Source organism: Burkholderia sp. AW49-1, from assembly GCF_053427845.1.
On record NZ_JBSAXF010000017.1, the window covers coordinates 20,134 to 39,538 of the forward strand.

The window sequence follows — 19,405 nt, forward strand, 5'->3', positions numbered from 1 at the left end:
AGTATTATATGGGTCTTACCTGAGTCACGTTTCCATGTCCCTACTGAAGAAATGCGCCGCGACTGTCGCGGCGCTGGCCGTCGTTGTGGCCGCTGCCGGCGCGGGCGGCGGATATTACTGGGCGACCCGGCCGCTGCTGCTGGGCGCCGCGTCGCTCGACGTCACGATCAAGCCGCGCAGCAGCGTGAAGAGCGTCGCGCTGCAGCTCGAGCGCGGCGGCGTGCCGGTCGAGCCGCTCGGCTTCGTCGCGATGACGCGCCTGCTCGGGCTGTCGAGCCGGCTCAAGTCCGGCAACTACGAATTCAAGACGGGCATCACGCCATATGACGTGCTGCAGAAGATCGCGCGGGGCGACGTGAACGAATACGTCGCGACGGTGATCGAAGGCTGGACCTTCAAGCGGATGCGCGCGGAACTCGACGGCAATCCCGATCTCGCGCACGCGTCGGCCGGCATGAGCGACGCCGAGCTGTTGCGCGCAATCGGCGCGCCGGACAACGCGATTCAGCGCGGCAGCGGCGAGGGGTTGTTCTTCCCCGACACCTACCTGTTCGACAAGGGCACGAGCGATCTGAACATCTACCGGCGTGCGTACCACCTGATGCAGGCGCGTCTCGACGAAGCGTGGGCCGCGCGCGTGCCCGGACTGCCGTACAAGACGCCTTACGAAGCGCTGACGATCGCGTCGATCGTCGAAAAGGAAACGGGCCACGCGGCCGATCGCGCGTTCGTCGCGGCGGTATTCGCGAATCGGCTGCGCATCGGGATGCCGCTGCAGACCGATCCGTCGGTGATCTATGGCCTGGGAGACGCGTACGACGGCCGCCTGCGCAAGCGCGACCTGCAGGCCGACACTCCCTACAATACCTACACGCGCCGCGGGCTGCCCCCGACGCCGATCGCCCTGCCGGGCGTCGCCGCGCTGCAGGCGGCGATCAACCCGGCCCAGACGAGCGCGCTCTATTTCGTCGCGAAGGGCGACGGCACGAGCGTGTTCTCGGACACGCTCGGCGACCACAACAAGGCCGTGGACAAGTACATACGAGGTCAATAATGGCGAGCGGTAAATTCATCACGTTCGAAGGCATCGACGGGGCGGGGAAGACCACCCACCTGCAATGGTTCTGCGAACGCCTCCAGGCCAGGCTGGCCGCGAGCGGCCGGCAGGTCGTCGTTACCCGCGAGCCGGGCGGCACGCAACTGGGCGAGAAGCTGCGCGAGATCCTGCTGAACCAGCCGATGGATCTCGAGACCGAAGCGCTGCTGATGTTCGCCGCGCGGCGCGAGCACCTCGCGCTCGTGATCGAGCCCGCACTCGCGCGCGGCGACTGGGTCGTGTCCGATCGCTTCACCGATGCCACGTTCGCGTACCAGGGCGGCGGCCGCGGGCTGCCGCGCGACAAGCTCGAGACGCTCGAGCGCTGGGTGCAGGGCGGTTTCCAGCCCGACCTGACGGTGCTGTTCGACGTCGCGCCGCAGGTGGCGAGCGAGCGCCGCGGCGCCGCGCGCATGCCCGACAAGTTCGAAAGCGAGTCGGAGGCATTCTTCTCGCGCACCCGCGGCGAATACCTGCGGCGCGCGGAAGAGGCGCCGCACCGCTTCGCGATCGTCGACGCGACGCAGACGATTCCCGAAATCCGTCAGCAGCTCGAACGCGTGCTCGCCGCGCTGTAACAGGAAGGAACGCACCACATGATCTATCCGTGGCAGACCGACGACTGGAATCGCCTCCAGCAACTGCGTGCGCAGTGGCCGCATGCGCTGCTGCTGCACGGCCAGGCCGGGATCGGCAAGCTGCAGTTCGCGCAGCATCTCGCGCAGGGCTTCCTGTGCGAGGCGCCGCAGCCGAACGGCGAGCCGTGCGGCACCTGCGCGGCCTGCACGTGGTTCGCGCAGGGCAATCATCCGGACTACCGGATCGTGCTGCCCGAGGCGCTCGCGGGCGAGGCACCGGGCGCCACCGACGACGCGAAGCCGGCCGACGCGGACGAAGGCGCCAAGAAGACGCGCACGCCGAGCAAGGAAATCAAGATCGAGCAGGTGCGTGCGTTGCTCGACTTCTGCGGGGTCGGTTCGCACCGCGGCGGCGCGCGCGTCGTCGTGCTGTATCCGGCCGAGGCGCTGAACGTCGCCGCGTCGAACGCGTTGCTGAAGACGCTGGAGGAGCCGCCGTCGGGCGTCGTGTTCCTGCTGGTGTCGGCGCGCATCGACCGGCTGCTGCCGACCATCATCAGCCGCTGCCGGCAGTGGCCGATGACCGTGCCGGCGCCCGACGCGGCCGCGGCGTGGCTCGCGGCGCAGGGCATCGACGATGCGCGCGCGCTGCTCGCCGAGGCCGGCGGCGCGCCGCTCGCCGCGCTGGCGCTCGCGAGCGACGAGAACCGCCCGCTTCGCGATTTCACGCTCGGCCAACTCGCGGCCGGCGCCGCATGCGATCCGTTCGCGTGCGGCGAGACGCTGCAGAAGCTGCCGGTGCCGCTGGTGCTCGGCTGGCTGCAGCGCTGGCTCTACGATCTGCTCGCGCAGCGGATGGCGGGCGCGCCGCGCTACTTCCCGATGCAGTCGGCCGCGCTCGCGCGGTGCGCGGAAGGCGTCGACGCGAATGCGTTCGCGCGCTTCATGAAGGCCGTGACGCGCCAGCGGACGGTCGAGAACCATCCGCTCAATGCCCGGCTCGTATTCGAGGAACTGTTTCTCGGTTATCGGGAAATGTTCGCGTGAGCGCGTATTGTTTCCTTCGGGTGAGGAAACGATTGCCGGCGAGCGCATGAGCGCCCGCCAACCGTATTCAGGAAACACGATGTTCGTCGACTCTCACTGCCACATCAATTTCAAGGGTCTCGCCGACCGCCTGCCTGCCGTGCTGGAGAACATGCGCGAGCACGACGTCACGCACGCGCTGTGCGTGTCGGTCGACTTCGAGACGCTGCCCGACGTGCTCGCCATCGCGCAGGCGCACGACAACGTGTACGCTTCGGTCGGCGTGCACCCGGATCACGAGGACGCGCGGGAGCCGACGCTCGCGGAACTGATCGAGCTGGCCGCGCACCCGAAGGTCGTCGCGATCGGCGAGACGGGCCTCGACTACTATCGCCTCGAGGGCCGCTCGATCGCCGACATGGAGTGGCAGCGCGAACGCTTTCGCACGCACATCCGCGCGGCGACCGCGACGATGAAGCCGCTGATCATCCATACGCGCTCGTCGTCGGAAGACACACTGCGGATCATGGCCGAGGAGCGCGCGGACGTGCCCGGCGGCGTGATGCACTGCTTCACCGAGCCGTGGCCCGTCGCCGAGCAGGCGCTCGCGCAGAACTTCCATATCTCGCTGTCGGGGATCGTCACGTTCAAGAACGCGACCGACGTGCAGGACGTCGCGCGGCGCGTGCCGCTCGACCGGCTGCTGATCGAAACCGACTCGCCGTACCTCGCGCCGGTGCCGTATCGCGGCAAGCCGAATGAACCTGCGTACGTCAGCCATGTCGGACGCTTTATCGCATCCGAGCGCGGGATTGCCGTCGAGGCGCTCGCCGATGCGACGACACAGAACTTTTTCCGGCTGTTCAAGATTGCCCGCTAACGACGCGCGGCCAGCCGACAACCCAGGGAAGGAGCCCACAACAATGACGAAGCCGACCACATATCTGCCCAAGCGCGCACTCGCCGCCGCCGCGCTCGTCGCGAGCGGCCTCTTTGCCGCCGCCGGCGCGCATGCCGAGTCGCTCGACGCCATCGTCAAGGCGGTCAAGTTCGACGACATCGCCGATATCGGCAAGCAGCTCAAGAGCGGCAAGCTCGATCCGAACACGCTCGCGCCGAACGGCGACCCCATCCTCGTGATCGCCGCGCGCGAGAAGTCCGACAAGGTTGCCGCCGCGATCGCCACGACGCCGAACGTCGACCTCGAGAAGGAAGACAAGGCCGGCGAGAACGCGCTGATGCTCGCGTCGCTGAACGGCGACGTCGGGCTCGTCAGGCTGCTGATCGACAAGGGCGCGGAAGTCAGCAAGAAGGGCTGGGCGCCGCTGCATTACGCGGCGACCAACGGCCAGGACGAGGTCGTCAAGATCCTGCTCGACCACGACGCGTATATCGACACCGCATCGCCGAACGGCACGACGCCGCTGATGATGGCCGCACGCGGGAACCACGCGACGACGGTCAACCTGCTGCTCGACCAGGGCGCCGATCCGCAGGTGAAGAACCAGCTCGGCATCACCGCGCTCGAGTTCGCGAAGCACTACAAGGCGCCGGACGCGATCGACATCCTGAGCAAGCGGACGGTGCGCGTCGGTGCGTCGGCGCCGGCAGATGCCCAAAAGAGTGCAAAATGACGGTTTCGGCGCGGTGGCGCAGCGCCCGGCCGGCCGGAATCCGGCCGGCCGCGGGCGTCCGGCCGCCGCGCCGGTCAGCGCAGCAAGCGGCCCCTGGGCCGCATTGACATAAGGAACACCATGTTGCGGGCTATGTTTTGTGCCGCGGCGTTCGCCGTGCCGTTGTCGGCGGCGGCTTTCACGGGCGCGGATCTCGACCGGCTGTGCGCGAAGACCGACGTCAAGTCGCGGGCGTCGTGCGCGGCCTACATCGAAGGCGCCGCCGATGGCGTCTACAACACGATCGACGCGATCGGCGGCACCACGGGGCCGCGCGTCGGGCAGTATTTCTGCCTGCCGCCCGACATCCGGGCGCAGCAGATGACCGACGCGGTGCGCAAGTACATCGCGGAGAACCCGAAGCTGGCCGACTACAACGCGAGCACCGCGGTGTCGCTCGGTCTCGGCAAGGCGTTCCCCTGCAGGAGCGGCAACTGATCTGACGCCGGGGCCGGGTGCGCATTGCCCGGACGTCGCCGACGCATCCAGGACGAGGCCGCCGCGCCTCATAACCGAAGCATCCCGGGCGCCGATGATTTCAATCGAGGAATTGCAGCGCATCGCCGATGCGCCATTGCATGCGTGGCTCGGCACGCTGGGCGTGTCGGCCATCGTCGTGCTCGTCGTCGTGATCGTGCACCGTGTCGGCGCACGCATCGTCAAGCGCATCGCACAACCGTATCCGTTGATGAGCGTGATCCTGCGCTACATCGACAAACCGTCGCTCGTCACGCTCGCGCTGCTCGCGCTCGAGTTCCTGTGGATTCAGGCGGACGAAGGCATGTCGTTCGTGGGCGGAATGCGCACCGCGGCCGCGGTCGGCTCCATCGTGTCGCTGACCTGGCTGCTGGTGCGGCTCGCGGCCGGCGTCGGCGACGCGATCATCCAGGCCCATCCGATGGATGCGGCCGACAATCTCCACGCACGGCGCGTCCACACGCAGGCCAAGGTGCTCGTGCGGACCGTCATGGTGCTGATCGTGATCATCGGCACCGGCGCAGCGCTGATGACGTTCCCGAACGTGCGCCAGGTCGGCGCGAGCCTGCTGGCGTCGGCCGGCGTCGCGGGGCTGGTTGCCGGCATCGCCGCGCGGCCGGTGCTCGGCAACCTCATCGCCGGGCTGCAGATCGCGCTCACGCAGCCGATCCGGCTCGACGACGTCGTCGTGATCCAGGGCGAATGGGGCCGCATCGAGGAAATCACGGGCTCGTTCGTGTCGGTGCGGCTGTGGGACCAGCGCCGGCTCGTCGTTCCGCTGCAGTGGATCATCGAAAACCCGTTCACGAACTGGACGCGCAGCAGCTCGGAGATCATCGGCACGGTGTACCTGTCGGTCGACTACCGCACGCCGCTCGCGCCGCTGCGCGAGGAGCTCGCGCGGCTCGTCCATGCGGCGCCCGAGTGGGACGGCCGCGTGCAGGTGCTGCAGGTGACCGACGCGACCGAGCGCACGATGCAGTTGCGCGCCCTCGTCAGCGCGGCCGACTCGTCGGCGTGCTGGGACTTGCGCTGCCGCGTGCGTGAGGGCCTGATCGCCTACCTGCAGGCGCGTTTTCCGCAATGCCTGCCGCGCAGCCGGATGGAGCTGTATCCGCACGATTCGGCGCTGGACGAGCCGAGCCCCGAACGGCCGCATGCGCGGGCGCCCGCCGCCAGCACGGCGGCCAACACCGCAGCCGATCCGAAGGCCACCGAAGGCCGCTGAACGCGTACCGATACCCGCCGCCATTTCCTTTCCATGACCGCGCTGAACACGCTCGCCATCGCCAACTACCGCTCGCTGCGCGAGCTGATCGTGCCGCTCGCGGCGCTCACCGTCGTCACGGGGCCGAACGGCAGCGGCAAGTCGAGCGTGTACCGCGCGCTGCGGTTGCTCGCCGATACGGCGCAGGGGCGCGTGATTCCGTCGCTCGCGCGCGAAGGCGGGCTGCCATCGACGCTGTGGGCCGGCCCCGAGCGCTTTTCGCGTGCGATGCTGAGCGGCGAGATGCCGGTGACCGGTACGGTGCGCAACGGACCGGTGAGCCTCAAACTCGGTTTCGCGGGCGACGATTTCGGTTATGCGATCGATCTCGGCCTGCCGGTCCCGAGCGGTTCGCAGTTCGCGCTCGATCCGGTCGTGAAGCGCGAATGCGTCTGGGGCGGCGCGCTGTTGCGCCCGTCGACGCTGCTGGTCGACCGGCAGGGCGCGCAGATTCGCGCGCGCACCGGGGCGGGCGACTGGCACACGGTGCCGCAGCCGGTCGCGAGCTTCGACAGCATGATGACCGAGTTCGCCGATCCGGTCGGCGCGCCGGAGATGATCGCGGTGCGCGAGCGGATCCGGTCGTGGCGCTTCTACGACCATTTCCGCACGGATGCGCAGGCGCCGGCCCGGCAGTCGCACATCGGCACCCACACGCCGGTGCTCGCGGACGACGGCGCCGACCTGGCCGCCGCGCTGCAGACGATTCGCGAAATCGGGGATGCCGCCGCGCTCGATGCGGCGATCGACGACGCGTTCCCCGGCGCATCGATCGACATCGACAATCCGGGCGGCCGTGGCCGCTTCGACGTGCTGATGCGCCAGCCGGGGCTGCTACGGCCGTTGTCGGTCGCCGAGCTGTCGGACGGCACACTGCGCTATCTGCTGCTCGCGGCCGCGCTGCTGACGCCGCGGCCGCCCGCGCTGATGGTGCTGAACGAACCGGAGACGAGCCTGCACCCCGATCTGCTGCCGGCGCTCGGCCGCCTGATCGCGCAGGCCGCGCAACGTTCGCAGGTGCTGGTCGTGTCGCACGCGGCGCGGCTCATCGCGACGCTCGAACGGGAGGCCGGCTGCACGTCGCTGGTGCTCGACAAGCAGCTCGGCGCGACCGTGCTCGTCGATGCGGATACGCGCGACCTGCCGCCGTGGAAGTGGCCGTCGCGCTGAAGGGCCGGGCTGGGCGGTGCGGGCCGGCCGCGGGCGAATGTATCCTGTCTGTAACAACGCCCATAAAATGAAAGCCCGGTGCTTCCGTGCATCGGGATCGCGAATAATGATGAGATATTTGGCCGCCGCGATGCCGGCCGCATGACGCACGTAGCGCGGTGTGCGCCAGCCCCCGTGCGGGCAGGCCGAGGACACAGGAGACGTGGACCATGAGAATTGCCCAGATCGCCCCGCTGACCGAATCCGTGCCGCCGAAGCTGTACGGCGGGACGGAGCGCGTCGTGTCCTACATCACCGAGGCGCTCGTCGACCTCGGCCATGACGTGACGCTGTTCGCCAGCGGCGATTCGACGACCCGGGCCAGGCTCGAACCGGTGTGGCCGCGCGCGTTGCGGCTCGACTCGTCGATCCGCGATCGCGTCGCTCCGCACATGCTGCTGATGGAGACGGTCGCGCGCCGCGCGAAGGATTTCGACGTGCTCCATTTCCACATGGACTACTACTCCTTTTCGGTTTTCAACCGGCAGGACACGCCGTACGTGACGACGCTGCACGGCCGGCTCGACTTGCCCGAGCAGCAACCGGTGTTCGACACGTTCAACACCGCGCCGGTGATCTCGATCTCGAACTCGCAGCGCCAGCCGCTGCCGCAGGCGAAATGGCTGACGACCGTCTACCACGGGCTGCCCGACGCACTGTATCTGCCGCAGCCCGTCGAGCCGCGCTATCTCGCGTTCCTCGGTCGTATCTCGCCGGAGAAGCGGGTCGACACGGCGATCCGCATCGCACGCCAGTGCGGGCTGCCGATCCGGATCGCAGCGAAGATCGACGCGGCGGACCAGGAATACTTCGAACGCGAGATCAAGCCGCTGTTCGCCCTCCCGCACGTCGAATACATCGGCGAGATCGCCGACCACCAGAAGGCCGAATTCCTGTCGGGCGCGCATGCGCTGCTGTTTCCGATCGACTGGCCGGAGCCGTTCGGGCTGGTGATGATCGAGGCGATGTCGTGCGGCACGCCGGTGATCGCGTTCAATCGCGGCGCGGTGCCGGAGGTGCTGGACGAAGGCGTGTCGGGCTTCATCGTCGAGGACGAGATCAGCGCGGTGGCCGCCGTGAACCGGCTGCACCTGCTGCCGCGCGCCCGCGTGCGGCAGCGCTTCGAGGAGCGCTTCACGTCGCGGCGGATGGCGCAGCAGTATGTCGACGTGTACCAGTCGCTGATTCGCGCGCAGAAGCGCTCGCGCTTCACGGTGATCGATTCGACGACCTGACACACGACGCGCGCGGATAACAAAACGGCGATGCCCGCAAGGACATCGCCGTTTGCACGTCGCCCGCGCGCGGTGCGCACGGGCGAGGACGCCTCGGCGTCAGATCTTCAGCTTCGTGACCTTCGTGCCGTTGATCGACACGTCGCCCATCAGGCCGGCATTGGTCAGCACGATGACCTGGACCGGCGCGGTGGCCGTGGTCGTGTCGACCGCGCCGTTCGCGCCCATCTTCACGAGCGCGACAGATGCACCGGCGCCGGCTGCCCAGCCGTCCGAGCCGCGGAATTCGTCGAGCGCTTCCTGCGTCATGAACAGGAACACGATCGCCTTCGACTGCGCGCCGGCCTGCAGGCCGACCGACAGCGACGACGTGTTGTAGTAGCCGACCGTGCTGCCGCCGACGCGCAGCGCGCCGTTGCCCGTCTGGCCGCCGACGATGAAGCCTGCCTGGATCACGTCCGGGAACACGAGCACGCCGCGCGACTTCGCGACGAGTTCGCGCGAGCCCTTGACCGTGGAATACATGCGCGACAGCGTTGCGTCGACGCTCGAATCGATCGCCTGACGCTTCGACGCGTTGGTCGCGGCATTGTCGGGCTTGTCGGGGGTGGTGGTGCAACCGGTGAGCGCAAGGCTACCGACGATGAGCGCAGCGGCGGCTTTCAGCACAAGGTTCCGTTTTTGCATCGTTCTTCTCCATCGGATGACGTTCGGAGTGAGTCTCGCTCAAGGAGCGGATCACGTCGGCAGTTATATCACAGTGGATTACAACCCCTTTTCATTCGCGCATGAAAAGGCGTCAAATCGTTTTGGGGTGTCGCGGCACGCCAACGGACGGACCGGCGCGCGTACGGCGATACGTCGCGCGGCCGGCCGGGGACGGCAGGAAAAAGGAAGGGGGCGTTGCTGCGCGTCAGTGCGGCGTGACGGGCGGCGCCGGCGGGGCGGGCGGCTTGATCGGCGGGCGCCGCAGCGCGCGGCGGATCAGCGCGATCACGACCCCGCACGCGAACAGGAACGCGGCCGGCACGACCCAATAGCCGACGAATGCATGCCACAGATAACCGGCGAGCGTATTGCGGCGCACCACGTATTCGTCCCGGGCCGCCTGCTGGCGTGCCGCGTTGGCGGCCAGCACGTCGGCCGGGCAGCCGGCGGCGCGCGCCGCGTCAGGATCGCCGTGGCACTTTGCGGCGGCGCCTGCCGCCTGCTGCGCATCGGTAAACTGCCAGGTGGTCAGCGCGAGTTGCAGGTCGGCCTTGTTGTACGCCATTTCCTCGCGGATCTCGCGCACGGCCACGATCGCGACGGGCACGGCCCAGAACACGATCACGATCAGCCAGCGGCGGAACCAGCGGTGTTGTCTCCATGCCATCCATGCCTCCGTTTGACGCGGCGTGCGCGTCCGGCTCGAGGGCGGCCCGATGGCGCTTCTTGTACTTGGATGGGCCGCGTTGCAGCCATCATAGAAGAAATCGCGGCGAATTGCCGCACCATGTGGCGGCATTCGTACGGCGCGCGGGGAGAAGCGGAGCGGGAGGGCGGAGCATGACGCAACGGCAACGATGCCGTCGGCCGGACGGCACGGTGACGCATCCGGCGTCATCGCGCGCGTCGATGCGCGTGCAACGAAAACAAAAATGCCGCGCCCGCCGAAGCGGTGCGCGGCATTCGCGCGGGAGCGCCGGAACTCAGGCGGCCGGCTGGCTGCTCAGGCAACTCTTCATGAACGCCTTGCGGTCGTCGCCCTTCTTGTCGGCGGCCTGGGTGTTGCAGGCCTTCATCTTTTCCTGCTGCGACATCTTCTTCGCGGGCTTGGCCGACAGGCAGTCCTTCATGAACGCCTTGCGTTCGTCGCCCGTCTTGCCGGCGGCCTGGGTGTTACAGGCCTTCATCTTGTCCTGCTGGCTGTTCGCCGCGAAAGCGGGGGAAGCCAGCATGCCGCCGAGAAGCACTGCGGCTACGAGCGATTGGATTTTCATTTCGACACTCCCATGGGGTGAATTGCGTTTTATATCGACGCCGTCACGAAGCCCGGCGCAATGGAACAGGGTCACATCGCGCCGCGCGCTCCGATTATGGCAAATCAATGTGAAAACACCAAAACGGCATTCCTTTAACGCGGCGGGCGGCGTGGCCGTTGACGGCGTGCGCTCGCCGGCGATCGGGACAAACCATGACGCGACGCGTTCGGCTCCGGTCTCGCGAACGTGACCTACCGGATGCCCGCCGCGAGCCATTACAATCGCGGCCATGAATACTCCGAACTCCGCAACTTCTTCGTCCGCGCCGGCGCTGCCGCGCATCGCCGTACTCGCCACCGGCGGCACGATCGCCGGCGCCGCGCCGGACGCCGCCAGCACGGCCGGCTATCAGGCCGGCGCGCTCGGCGTCAATTTCCTGCTCGACGCGGTGCCGGCGCTCGCGTCGGTCGCGCGCATCGATGCCGAGCAGGTCGCCAGCATCGACAGCAAGGATCTCGCGCTGCCGCTGTGGAATACACTCGCCGCGCGCATCGCCGCGCTGATGGCCGATCCGGCGATCGACGGCATCGTGATCACCCACGGTACCGACACGCTCGAGGAAACCGCATACGCGCTGCATCTGGTCGTGACCGGCGACAAGCCGGTCGTGGTGACGGCCGCGATGCGGCCGGCCACCGCGCTGTCGTCCGACGGGCCGCTGAACCTGCTGAACGCGGTGACGGTCGCCGCTCATCCGGCCGCGCGCGGGCAGGGCGTGCTCGTCGCGTTCAACAACCGGATCCACGGTGCGCGCGACGTCGTGAAGACGAGCACTTATGCGGTCGACGCATTCCAGTCGCCGGAACTGGGCGCGCTCGGCTGGGTGCAGGACGGCCGCGTCGAATTCGCGCGCCGCGTGACGCGTTCGCGCGATGCGCATCTGGCGATCGCGGCCACATGGCCGCCGGTCGAAGTCGTCGCGAGCTATGCGGGCGTGACGCGTACGGCCGTCGACGCGCTCGTCTCGGCCGGCGTGCGCGGCCTCGTCGTCGCGGGCACCGGCAACGGGTCGATCCACGCGACGCTGCAGGCGGCGCTCGCCGATGCGGCGAAAGCGGGTGTCGCCGTGGTGCGTGCGTCGCGCGTCGGCTCGGGGCACGTGATGCGCAACGGCGCCGCGAACGACGACGCGCTCGGTTTCGTGAGCGCCGGGTCGCTGAGCCCGTTCAAGGCACGCGTGCTGCTGATGCTCGCGCTCGCGAACGGCATGCACGGGCGCGACGCGCTGCAACGCGCATTCGACACGCTGTGACCGCTGGCCGCCGATCGGGTGGCGCGCATGAAAAAAAGGCAGGCCATCGGCCTGCCTTTTTTGCGTCAGTGCTGCGCAAATGCTCAGGACTGCGGCGGAATCACGAGCTTCTGGCCCGGATAGATCCGGTCCGGGCTCGACAGCATCGGCTTGTTCGCCTCGAAGATCGCCGGGTACTTGTTCGCGTCGCCGTACACTTCCTTGGCGATCGCCGACAGCGTGTCGCCCGGCTTCACGTCGTGGTACTGAACTTCCGGATCGTCCGGCTGCAGATCGTCGTCGTTGACGCCCGCGACGCCCTGCACGTTGCCGGCCGCGACCTTGACCTTCGCCTTCGTGTCGAGGTCGGCGACGCTGCCCGACAGCGTGACGGTGCGCGATGCACCATCGAACGCGACGGTCAGGTTCGACGTGTCGAGACCTTGCGTGTTGATGTAGTTCTTGATTGCATCGGCCGCGGTCTGGTTCGCGGCATTCGGATCTTCCGCTGCTTGCGCATCGGCGTGACCCAGCAGTTTTTCACCCGCCTCTTTGATAAACGAAAGAAGACCCATCGTTGCACTCCCTAGGTGGTTGAAAAGAAAACGCGCCGTGAAGTGGCGAAAAAAACACCGCGCTGGGCGCGATCACCGGAGTGAGCGCAAGCGCGGCGGATTTCTCGAAAGGCGTGGCGAAAGTGTAGGCGTTCATCGCGACGATTGCATGAAAAATCGCACGCCCGAACGTAAAGAAATGTAATACGCGAAATCCGACAGGCGGACACCCGACGACGACGTCTGACCGACCAAGGCTTCCCCGGCGCCGCCGGGTGCCGCTGCGGACCCCACCACGCCGCTCTCAGCCCAGAGCGGCGTTTTTCGCCCCGCCGCACACGCATTTCAGCAATGCGCGGCGGGGCGCCCCATCGTGATGCACGCGCAGGCGCGCATCGATGCGACCGGCCGCAGCCGGATCGCGTGTGTGCGTCACGCGGTCGCCGTTGCAGCGATACGCGCGTCGTTGCGTCGGCGTTACGCGGCCGGCGCCTGGCCGATCTCGAAGTTCGACATGATCTCGAGCGCACGCACGAGTGCCGAGTGATCCCACGCCCTGCCGCCGTGCGATGCGCACACGCTGAACAGCTGCTGCGCGCTCGCCGTGTGCGGCAGTGCGAGGCCGAGCTTGCGTGCGCCGTCGAGGGCGAGATTCAGGTCCTTCTGATGCAGCTCGATGCGGAAGCCCGGATCGAACGTGCGCTTCGTCATGCGCGCGCCGTGCACTTCGAGGATGCGCGAGGCGGCGAAGCCGCCCATCAGCGCCTGGCGCACGCGCTCCGGATCGGCGCCCGAGCGGGCGGCGAACAGCAGCGCCTCGCCGACCGCTTCGATGTTCAGCGCGACGATGATCTGGTTCGCGACCTTGCAGGTCTGGCCCGCGCCGTTGTCGCCGACGAGCGTGATGTTCTTGCCCATCTTCTCGAACAGCGGCTTCGCGCGCTCGAAGGCTTTCTCTGGGCCGCCGACCATGATCGTCAGCGTCGCTTCGCGGGCGCCGACTTCGCCGCCGGACACCGGCGCGTCGAGGTAGTCGCAGCCGAGCGCGTTGATCTGCTTCGCGAATTCCTGCGTGTCGAGCGGCGAGATCGAGCTCATGTCGATCACGAGCTTGCCGGCCGTCAGACCCTTCGCGACGCCGTCCTCGGCGAACAGCACGTTACGCACGTCGGGCGTGTCCGGCACCATCGAGATGATGATGTCGGCGTTCTGCGCGACTTCGGTCGAGTTCGCGACGACCTTCGCGCTGGCGCGCAGGTCGTCGGGGATCGGGAACGCACCGTTCACGACGAGCTGATGATCGCCCTTGAGCAGGTTGCGCGCCATGTGCGCGCCCATGATGCCGAGGCCGATGAAACCGATGGTTGCCATGTGTGAAAGTCTCCTATGGGGTCGTAGGTGGGAAAGCCGCGGGAAGGGCGGATCTCAGGCGGCGCGACGCGCCGAGCCCGGTGCGCAGCCGGCGACGCTTTGCAGCCAGCCGAGCCCTTCCGCCGTGGTGGTGCGGGGCTTGTATTCGCAGCCGACGTAGCCGGCGTAGCCAAGCCGGTCGAGCAGCGCGAACAGGAACGCATAATTGATCTCGCCCGTACCCGGTTCGTTGCGGCCCGGGTTGTCCGCGAGCTGGACGTGGCCGATCGACGCGAGGTTGCGTTCGATCGTCGCGGCCAGTTCGCCTTCCATGCGCTGCATGTGATAGATGTCGTACTGCAGGAACAGGTTGTCCGAGCCGACCGCGCGGATCACGTCGAGCCCTTCGGACGAGCGGTTCAGCGCGAAACCGGGGATGTCGAAGCTGTTGCACGGCTCGACCAGCAGACGGATGCCTTCGCGCTTCAGCGCGTCGGCGGCGAAGCGCAGGTTGTCGACGATCGTGACGAACGTCTTGTCGCGCGCCGTGCTCGCCGACGGAATGCCGACGAGGCAGTTCAGCTGCGGCACCTTCAGCGCCTTCGCGTAGTCGATCGCACGGCCGACCCCTTCCTGGAACTCGCCGACGCGATCGGGCAGGCAAGCGATGCCGCGTTCGCCCTGGTCCCAGTTGCCGGCGGGCAGGTTGTGCAGCACGAGCCGCAGGCGGTGCGTCTCGAGCCGTTCGGCGAGCTCCTCTTTCGCGTACGGGTACGGGAACAGGAACTCGACGGCGTCGAACCCCGCGTCCGCGGCCGCCTTGAAGCGGTCGAGGAACGGCACTTCGTTGAACAGCATGGTCAGGTTTGCAGCAAACTTCGGCATGAGCTAAGCCTCTTCGGTCGGTCAGTCAAAAAATGTCGTGCGGATCAGTCGAGCATCGAGATCGCGGTCGGTGCGTGTTCGGCCTTCTCGGCGAGTTCCTCGAACTCGTTGATCGCATCGATTTCGGTGCCCATCGAGATGTTCGTCACGCGCTCGAGGATCACTTCGACGACGACCGGCACGCTGAACTCTTCCGCGAGCGCCTGCGCCTGCTTCAGCGCCGGCTCGATTTCTTCCGGCTTGAACACGCGCAGTGCCTTGCAGCCGAGGCCTTCGGCGACCGCCACGTGGTCGACGCCATAGCCGTTCAGCTCCGGTGCGTTGACGTTGTCGAAGGCGAGCTGCACGCAGTAGTCCATGTCGAACGCGCGCTGCGCCTGGCGAATCAGGCCGAGGTACGAGTTGTTCACGACGACGTGCACGTACGGCAGCTTGAATTGCGCGCCGGCGGCCAGTTCCTCGATCATGAACTGGAAGTCGTAGTCGCCGGACAGCGCGACGATCGGACGGCGCGGGTCGGCCGCACGCACGCCGAGCGCGGCGGGGATCGTCCAGCCGAGCGGGCCGGCCTGGCCGCAGTTGATCCAGTTGCGCGCCTTGAACACGTGCAGGAACTGCGCGGCGGCGATCTGCGACAGGCCGATCGTGCTGACGTAGCACGTGTCGCGGCCGAATACCTTGTTCATCTCTTCGTACACGCGCTGCGGCTTGACCGGCACGTTGTCGAAGTGGGTCTTGCGCTGCAGCGTGCGCTTGCGTTGCTGGCACTCGGACACCCATGCACTGCGATCCTTCAGCTTGCCGGCGGCCTTCCATTCCTGTGCGACGGCGACGAACAGATCCAGCGCGGCCTTCGCGTCCGACACGATGCCGAGATCCGGGCCGAACACACGGCCGATCTGGGTCGGCTCGATGTCGACGTGCACGAACTTGCGGCCCTTCGTGTAGACCTCGACGCTGCCCGTGTGGCGGTTCGCCCAGCGGTTGCCGATGCCGAGCACGAAGTCGGACGCGAGCATCGTCGCGTTGCCGTAGCGGTGCGACGTCTGCAGGCCGACCATGCCGGCCATCAGCGGGTGGTCGTCCGGAATCGCGCCCCACGACATCAGCGTCGGGATCACGGGCACGCCGATCGTTTCGGCGAACTGGACGAGCAGGTCTTCGGCTGCCGCGTTGAGCACGCCGCCGCCCGACACGATCAGCGGCTTGTCCGCGTCGTTGAGCATCGCGAGCGCCTTCTCGATCTGCGCGCGGGTCGCCGCGGGCTTGTAGACCGGCAGCGGTTCGTACGTGTCGATGTCGAATTCGATCTCGGCGAGCTGCACGTCGATCGGCAGGTCGACCAGCACCGGGCCCGGGCGGCCCGAGCGCATCAGATGGAACGCCTGCTGGAACACGCGCGGCACCAGCGCCGGCTCGCGCACGGTGACGGCCCACTTGGTGACGGGCTTCGCGATCGACTCGATGTCGACGGCCTGAAAGTCTTCCTTGTACAGGCGCGCACGCGGTGCCTGGCCCGTGATCGCGAGGATCGGAATCGAGTCGGCCGACGCGGAGTAGAGACCGGTGATCATGTCGGTGCCGGCGGGGCCCGACGTGCCGATGCACACGCCGATGTTGCCCGGCGCGGCGCGCGTGAAGCCTTCGGCCATGTGCGACGCGCCCTCGACGTGGCGGGCCAGCACGTGGCTGATGCCGCCCGACTTGCGCATCGCGGAATAGAACGGGTTGATTGCCGCGCCCGGCACGCCGAATGCGGTCTGGATGCCTTCCTTCTCGAGCACGAGTACGGCTGCGTCGACGGCTCTCATCTTGGCCATGAATGTCTCCTTGAATGTGCGGATCTTGCGAATCGGTCTGTTGGGAACACTTTAGGGACGCAGGAAAGGTTTGATAAGATCAGCCGAAGTCGCTTATTTCGAAACTAAAAGTATGGAATGACGGCCGGACGGGGTTTCCCCGCCGGTGTCGGAGCCGGGACGGAGACGGGAGATGGATCGTTTCAAGCAGATCGAGACGTTCGTGCGGGTCGCGGACGCGGGCAGCCTCGCGGCGGCCGCGCTCGAGGAGGGCGTGTCGCCGGTAGTGCTCGGGCGGCGCATCGACGCGCTGGAGAAGCGCCTCGGCGTGAAGCTGATGTACCGCTCGACGCGGCGGCTGGTGGTCAGCGAGGAGGGCGCGGCGTTCCTCGAGCGCTGCCGCGGGCTGTTGTCCGAATGGGACCAGGCCGAGAACGAGCTGGCCGCCGGTCACCGTGCGGTCAGCGGGCACCTGATCGTGTCCGCGCCGGCCGCGTTCGGCCGCAAGCACGTGGCGCCGCACGCGCCCGCTTTCCTGGTCGACAAGCCGGAAATGCAGCTGTCGTTCAACCTGACCGATCGCGTCGTCGATCTCGTGCGCGAAGGCTACGACCTGTCGATCCGGATCGGCGGCTCGGTCGACCCGAACTTCGTCGCGGTAAAGCTCGCGTCGAACCGGCGCGTCGTGTGCGGTACGCCCGACTATTTTCGTCGCCACGGCCGGCCGAAGTCGCTCGACGACCTGCTCAGGCACAACTGTCTCGCCTTCAACCTGCAGGGGGGGCAGAACCGCGGCTGGTATTTCCAGCGCCACGGCAAGATCGTGACGATGCGGGTGGCCGGCAATCTCGACTGCAACGACGGCGAGCTGCTGCACCGCTGGGTGGCGGAAAGCCTCGGGCTCGGCTGGCGCTCGACCTGGGAAATCGCCGCGCAGCTCGAGACGGGCGAACTCGAGACGGTGCTCGACGAATATGCGCTGCCGGACTACGACATCCTCGCGGTCTATCCGCAGCAGCGCTACGTGCCCGCGCGCGTGCGCTACTTCATCGACTACCTGCGCGAAGCGTATGCGCGCCCCGGCTACTGGAGCACCACGCCGTAACGGGTGCGGCAGGTTCCGGTTTTTTTACGCATCGTCGGCTTCATGCGGGAATAAACTCGACGCAGCGGCGGTAAGGTCATCGAGCGCGCACGCTGCCGGTCTGTCCGGGCGCCGGGCGCGGAACGGGCGCGGCATCCGCCGCCGGGACGAGGGAGGCCATGTGGGGCAAGCCGGACAGGCGGTCGACGAACGGACGGAGGACGACGCGGTCGCGCGCGGCGAGCGGTTTCGCGCGCTCGTGCTGCCGCATCTCGACGCCGCGTACAACCTCGCGCGCTGGCTGAGCGGCAATGCGGGCGACGCGGACGACGTCGTCCAAGACGCGTGCATGCGCGCGCTGCGCTTCGTCGACTCGTGCCGCGGCGACAACGCGCGGCCGTGGCTGCTGACGATCGTGCGCCATACCTGGTACACCGAGTGGCGCCGCCGCACCCATGCGCACGAGGTTGCATTGCCCGACACGCTCGACGACGCGGAGGTGCCCGACGACTGGCAGCCGGCGACCGAGGATCCGCTCGCGCAATTGCTGCGCGGCGAGAACGTGAGGCTCGTGAATGCGGCGCTCGCGAAGCTGGCGCCCGAATATCGCGAGGTGCTGGTGCTGCGCGAAATGGAGGATTTGAGTTACCGCGAGATCGCGGCGATTGCCGACGTGCCCGTCGGCACCGTGATGTCGCGGCTTGCGCGCGGCCGGCGCAGGCTAGCCGCGCTGCTGGGCGACACGGCGGCGCCGGCATCGACGCCCAGACCCGCGCCGGGACGAGCGTCGGCAAGCGGAACCGCATCGGAGGCGATCGATGGACTGTAACGAAGCGCGAGCGTTGCTGGACGCGGACGTCGACCGCGAACTGTCGGCGCCCGATGCATTGCGCATCCAGCGGCATGTCGAAGGGTGCGACGCGTGCCGCCGCGAACGCGAACGAATCGTCGCGCTGGGGCGGATCGTGCGGCAGGCCGACTATCACCGCGCGCCGAATGCGCTGCGGGCGAGCATCCTCGCGGGGCTGCCGGCGGCGGGCGGCGCGGGGGAGCGCAGCCAGGCCCACGCGGAACCGGGGCCCGACGTGGCGCCGCGGCCACGGCCTCGACCGAACGGTCGCCGCTGGTTTTCATGGCCGACCGGGCGCGGCGAGCCGGCTCGCCCGGCGCCTGCCGGGCCGGGGTCGCGTGTCCCGGCGCTGCCGGGACTCGGCTGGGGCGTGGCGCTGGTGGTCGCGCTGGCCGCGGCCGCAGGGATGGTGATGTCCGCGCGCCACGCCGAAACCGGCCAGACCGTCGACGAACTGGTCGCGAGCCACGTTCGGGCCGGCCTGTCGGCGCGCGACATCGACGTGATCTCGACCGACCGGCATACGGTCAAGCCGTGGTTCAACGGCCGACTCGACTATGCGCCGCCGGTCGAGGACCTGTCGGCGAGCGGCTTCCCGCTGGCCGGCGGCCGGCTCGACTACGTCGGGCGGCGCCGCGTCGCAGTGCTCGTCTACCGGTATCGGCAGCACGTGATCGACGTGTACGTATGGCCGGCCGGCGTCGGGCGGCAGGCCGCGCCGTATGCGGCCGTGTCGCAGGGTTACGCGCTCGATCGCTGGGATGCGGCCGGGATGACGTGGTGGGCCGTGACCGACGCCGAACCGTCGGCGCTGGACGCGTTCAGGACGGCGCTCGACGCGCGGCTTGGCGCGGCGCGCAGCGAGTGACGGCAGGCCGCGTCGCCGGGCACGTCACCCCGTGCGCGATGCTCCGTCCCCGATTCATGAACAGGCGCGCCGACGGTCTTTTCGGCTGTCGACGCCGTTCAAGTCTTTGAAAACATGGCCGAATCCGGTCGGAAATCGTCGATCGGTGTTGCATGCGCCCCGTATCCGGGTTAAAATCTTCGGCTTCTCACTTGCCACA

Annotated in this window: 20 protein-coding genes; 13 read left to right on the plus strand and 7 right to left on the minus strand. The window is 68.0% G+C overall.

All coding sequences use genetic code 11. From position 1 onward, the window contains the following. Window positions 1-34 precede the first annotated feature (34 nt). From mltG to ACV22W_RS23055, 9 genes are all read left to right on the plus strand, one after another. On the plus strand, window positions 35-1,054 hold the full coding sequence (gene mltG, locus ACV22W_RS23015) for an endolytic transglycosylase MltG (RefSeq protein WP_448021976.1): 1,020 nt from the start codon (window positions 35-37) through the stop codon (window positions 1,052-1,054). Next, entirely contained in the window at window positions 1,054-1,674 is a 621-nt protein-coding gene (gene tmk / locus ACV22W_RS23020) for a dTMP kinase (protein ID WP_448021977.1), read from the plus strand. The genes mltG and tmk overlap by 1 nt, the downstream gene beginning before the upstream one ends. An 18-nt stretch (window positions 1,675-1,692) precedes the next feature. Beyond that, on the plus strand, window positions 1,693-2,721 hold the full coding sequence (locus ACV22W_RS23025) for a DNA polymerase III subunit delta' (RefSeq protein ID WP_448021979.1): 1,029 nt from the start codon (window positions 1,693-1,695) through the stop codon (window positions 2,719-2,721). Window positions 2,722-2,800: 79 nt separating this feature from the next. Further along, window positions 2,801-3,580, plus strand: coding sequence for a TatD family hydrolase (locus ACV22W_RS23030; protein WP_059538079.1), 780 nt, complete (start codon window positions 2,801-2,803; stop codon window positions 3,578-3,580). A gap of 43 nt (window positions 3,581-3,623) precedes the next feature. After that, a complete protein-coding gene (locus tag ACV22W_RS23035) occupies window positions 3,624-4,334 on the plus strand; it encodes an ankyrin repeat domain-containing protein (RefSeq protein WP_448021981.1) in 711 nt (236 codons plus the stop codon). A gap of 120 nt (window positions 4,335-4,454) precedes the next feature. Beyond that, the gene (locus ACV22W_RS23040; protein WP_006485939.1) at window positions 4,455-4,811 is read left to right on the plus strand and encodes a Rap1a/Tai family immunity protein; all 357 of its coding nucleotides are present in this window, start codon (window positions 4,455-4,457) and stop codon (window positions 4,809-4,811) included. A gap of 94 nt (window positions 4,812-4,905) precedes the next feature. Next, entirely contained in the window at window positions 4,906-6,078 is a 1,173-nt protein-coding gene (locus ACV22W_RS23045; RefSeq protein WP_448021983.1) for a mechanosensitive ion channel family protein, read from the plus strand. A gap of 33 nt (window positions 6,079-6,111) precedes the next feature. After that, window positions 6,112-7,287, plus strand: coding sequence for an AAA family ATPase (locus tag ACV22W_RS23050; RefSeq protein WP_448021985.1), 1,176 nt, complete (start codon window positions 6,112-6,114; stop codon window positions 7,285-7,287). A gap of 209 nt (window positions 7,288-7,496) precedes the next feature. Further along, window positions 7,497-8,561, plus strand: a complete 1,065-nt coding sequence (locus ACV22W_RS23055; RefSeq protein ID WP_448021987.1) for a glycosyltransferase family 4 protein — start codon at window positions 7,497-7,499, stop codon at window positions 8,559-8,561. A gap of 99 nt (window positions 8,562-8,660) precedes the next feature. On the opposite strand, the gene ACV22W_RS23060 is transcribed toward ACV22W_RS23055, so the two are convergent. The 3 genes from ACV22W_RS23060 to ACV22W_RS23070 all read right to left on the minus strand — a co-directional run bounded on the left by ACV22W_RS23060 (window position 8,661) and on the right by ACV22W_RS23070 (window position 10,543). Then, the gene (locus tag ACV22W_RS23060) at window positions 8,661-9,248 is read right to left on the minus strand and encodes a BPSL1445 family SYLF domain-containing lipoprotein (RefSeq protein WP_059449922.1); all 588 of its coding nucleotides are present in this window, start codon (window positions 9,246-9,248) and stop codon (window positions 8,661-8,663) included. Window positions 9,249-9,474: 226 nt separating this feature from the next. Beyond that, window positions 9,475-9,936: a hypothetical protein gene (locus tag ACV22W_RS23065; protein ID WP_448021989.1), complete on the minus strand. Its 462-nt coding sequence runs from the start codon at window positions 9,934-9,936 to the stop codon at window positions 9,475-9,477. 316 nt (window positions 9,937-10,252) lie between these two features. Further along, on the minus strand, window positions 10,253-10,543 hold the full coding sequence (locus ACV22W_RS23070) for a PsiF family protein (RefSeq protein ID WP_044843641.1): 291 nt from the start codon (window positions 10,541-10,543) through the stop codon (window positions 10,253-10,255). Window positions 10,544-10,814: 271 nt separating this feature from the next. Here ACV22W_RS23070 and ACV22W_RS23075 point away from each other — a divergent pair, with 271 nt between their 5' ends. After that, window positions 10,815-11,837, plus strand: coding sequence for an asparaginase (locus tag ACV22W_RS23075; RefSeq protein ID WP_448021991.1), 1,023 nt, complete (start codon window positions 10,815-10,817; stop codon window positions 11,835-11,837). Window positions 11,838-11,920: 83 nt separating this feature from the next. Here the strand turns inward: ACV22W_RS23075 and lysM are convergent, their stop codons facing one another. From lysM to gcl, 4 genes are all read right to left on the minus strand, one after another. After that, window positions 11,921-12,391: a peptidoglycan-binding protein LysM gene (gene lysM, locus ACV22W_RS23080; protein ID WP_021162125.1), complete on the minus strand. Its 471-nt coding sequence runs from the start codon at window positions 12,389-12,391 to the stop codon at window positions 11,921-11,923. A gap of 456 nt (window positions 12,392-12,847) precedes the next feature. Next, window positions 12,848-13,741 (minus strand): 2-hydroxy-3-oxopropionate reductase, encoded by an 894-nt coding sequence (locus ACV22W_RS23085; RefSeq protein WP_448021992.1) that lies wholly within the window; start codon window positions 13,739-13,741, stop codon window positions 12,848-12,850. Between the two features lie 54 nt (window positions 13,742-13,795). Continuing rightward, complete coding sequence (gene hyi / locus ACV22W_RS23090) at window positions 13,796-14,605, minus strand: hydroxypyruvate isomerase (RefSeq protein ID WP_448021993.1); 810 nt, start codon at window positions 14,603-14,605, stop codon at window positions 13,796-13,798. A 44-nt stretch (window positions 14,606-14,649) separates the two neighbouring features. Beyond that, the gene (gene gcl, locus ACV22W_RS23095; protein WP_448021995.1) at window positions 14,650-16,425 is read right to left on the minus strand and encodes a glyoxylate carboligase; all 1,776 of its coding nucleotides are present in this window, start codon (window positions 16,423-16,425) and stop codon (window positions 14,650-14,652) included. Window positions 16,426-16,597: 172 nt separating this feature from the next. On the opposite strand from gcl, the gene ACV22W_RS23100 reads away from it, so the two are divergent. The 3 genes from ACV22W_RS23100 to ACV22W_RS23110 all read left to right on the plus strand — a co-directional run bounded on the left by ACV22W_RS23100 (window position 16,598) and on the right by ACV22W_RS23110 (window position 19,206). Further along, window positions 16,598-17,509: a LysR family transcriptional regulator gene (locus ACV22W_RS23100; RefSeq protein WP_448021997.1), complete on the plus strand. Its 912-nt coding sequence runs from the start codon at window positions 16,598-16,600 to the stop codon at window positions 17,507-17,509. Window positions 17,510-17,669: 160 nt separating this feature from the next. Beyond that, a complete protein-coding gene (locus ACV22W_RS23105; RefSeq protein WP_448021999.1) occupies window positions 17,670-18,317 on the plus strand; it encodes an RNA polymerase sigma factor in 648 nt (215 codons plus the stop codon). Beyond that, on the plus strand, window positions 18,307-19,206 hold the full coding sequence (locus ACV22W_RS23110; protein WP_448022001.1) for a zf-HC2 domain-containing protein: 900 nt from the start codon (window positions 18,307-18,309) through the stop codon (window positions 19,204-19,206). Before ACV22W_RS23105 ends, ACV22W_RS23110 begins: the two co-directional genes overlap by 11 nt. Window positions 19,207-19,405: the final 199 nt, after the last annotated feature.

Bases quoted from the DNA above. Each gene is read 5' to 3' on its own strand.
- ACV22W_RS23030 (WP_059538079.1), top strand. From the start codon at position 2,801: ATGTTCGTCGACTCTCACTGCCACATCAATTTCAAGGGTCTCGCCGAC.
- gcl (WP_448021995.1), bottom strand. From the start codon at position 16,425: ATGGCCAAGATGAGAGCCGTCGACGCAGCCGTACTCGTGCTCGAGAAG.
- ACV22W_RS23045 (WP_448021983.1), top strand. From the start codon at position 4,906: ATGATTTCAATCGAGGAATTGCAGCGCATCGCCGATGCGCCATTGCAT.
- lysM (WP_021162125.1), bottom strand. From the start codon at position 12,391: ATGGGTCTTCTTTCGTTTATCAAAGAGGCGGGTGAAAAACTGCTGGGT.
- ACV22W_RS23040 (WP_006485939.1), top strand. From the start codon at position 4,455: ATGTTGCGGGCTATGTTTTGTGCCGCGGCGTTCGCCGTGCCGTTGTCG.
- ACV22W_RS23025 (WP_448021979.1), top strand. From the start codon at position 1,693: ATGATCTATCCGTGGCAGACCGACGACTGGAATCGCCTCCAGCAACTG.
- ACV22W_RS23085 (WP_448021992.1), bottom strand. From the start codon at position 13,741: ATGGCAACCATCGGTTTCATCGGCCTCGGCATCATGGGCGCGCACATG.
- mltG (WP_448021976.1), top strand. From the start codon at position 35: ATGTCCCTACTGAAGAAATGCGCCGCGACTGTCGCGGCGCTGGCCGTC.
- tmk (WP_448021977.1), top strand. From the start codon at position 1,054: ATGGCGAGCGGTAAATTCATCACGTTCGAAGGCATCGACGGGGCGGGG.
- ACV22W_RS23060 (WP_059449922.1), bottom strand. From the start codon at position 9,248: ATGCAAAAACGGAACCTTGTGCTGAAAGCCGCCGCTGCGCTCATCGTC.
- ACV22W_RS23110 (WP_448022001.1), top strand. From the start codon at position 18,307: ATGGACTGTAACGAAGCGCGAGCGTTGCTGGACGCGGACGTCGACCGC.
- ACV22W_RS23055 (WP_448021987.1), top strand. From the start codon at position 7,497: ATGAGAATTGCCCAGATCGCCCCGCTGACCGAATCCGTGCCGCCGAAG.
- ACV22W_RS23070 (WP_044843641.1), bottom strand. From the start codon at position 10,543: ATGAAAATCCAATCGCTCGTAGCCGCAGTGCTTCTCGGCGGCATGCTG.
- ACV22W_RS23050 (WP_448021985.1), top strand. From the start codon at position 6,112: ATGACCGCGCTGAACACGCTCGCCATCGCCAACTACCGCTCGCTGCGC.
- ACV22W_RS23100 (WP_448021997.1), top strand. From the start codon at position 16,598: ATGGATCGTTTCAAGCAGATCGAGACGTTCGTGCGGGTCGCGGACGCG.
- hyi (WP_448021993.1), bottom strand. From the start codon at position 14,605: ATGCCGAAGTTTGCTGCAAACCTGACCATGCTGTTCAACGAAGTGCCG.
- ACV22W_RS23035 (WP_448021981.1), top strand. From the start codon at position 3,624: ATGACGAAGCCGACCACATATCTGCCCAAGCGCGCACTCGCCGCCGCC.
- ACV22W_RS23075 (WP_448021991.1), top strand. From the start codon at position 10,815: ATGAATACTCCGAACTCCGCAACTTCTTCGTCCGCGCCGGCGCTGCCG.
- ACV22W_RS23065 (WP_448021989.1), bottom strand. From the start codon at position 9,936: ATGGCATGGAGACAACACCGCTGGTTCCGCCGCTGGCTGATCGTGATC.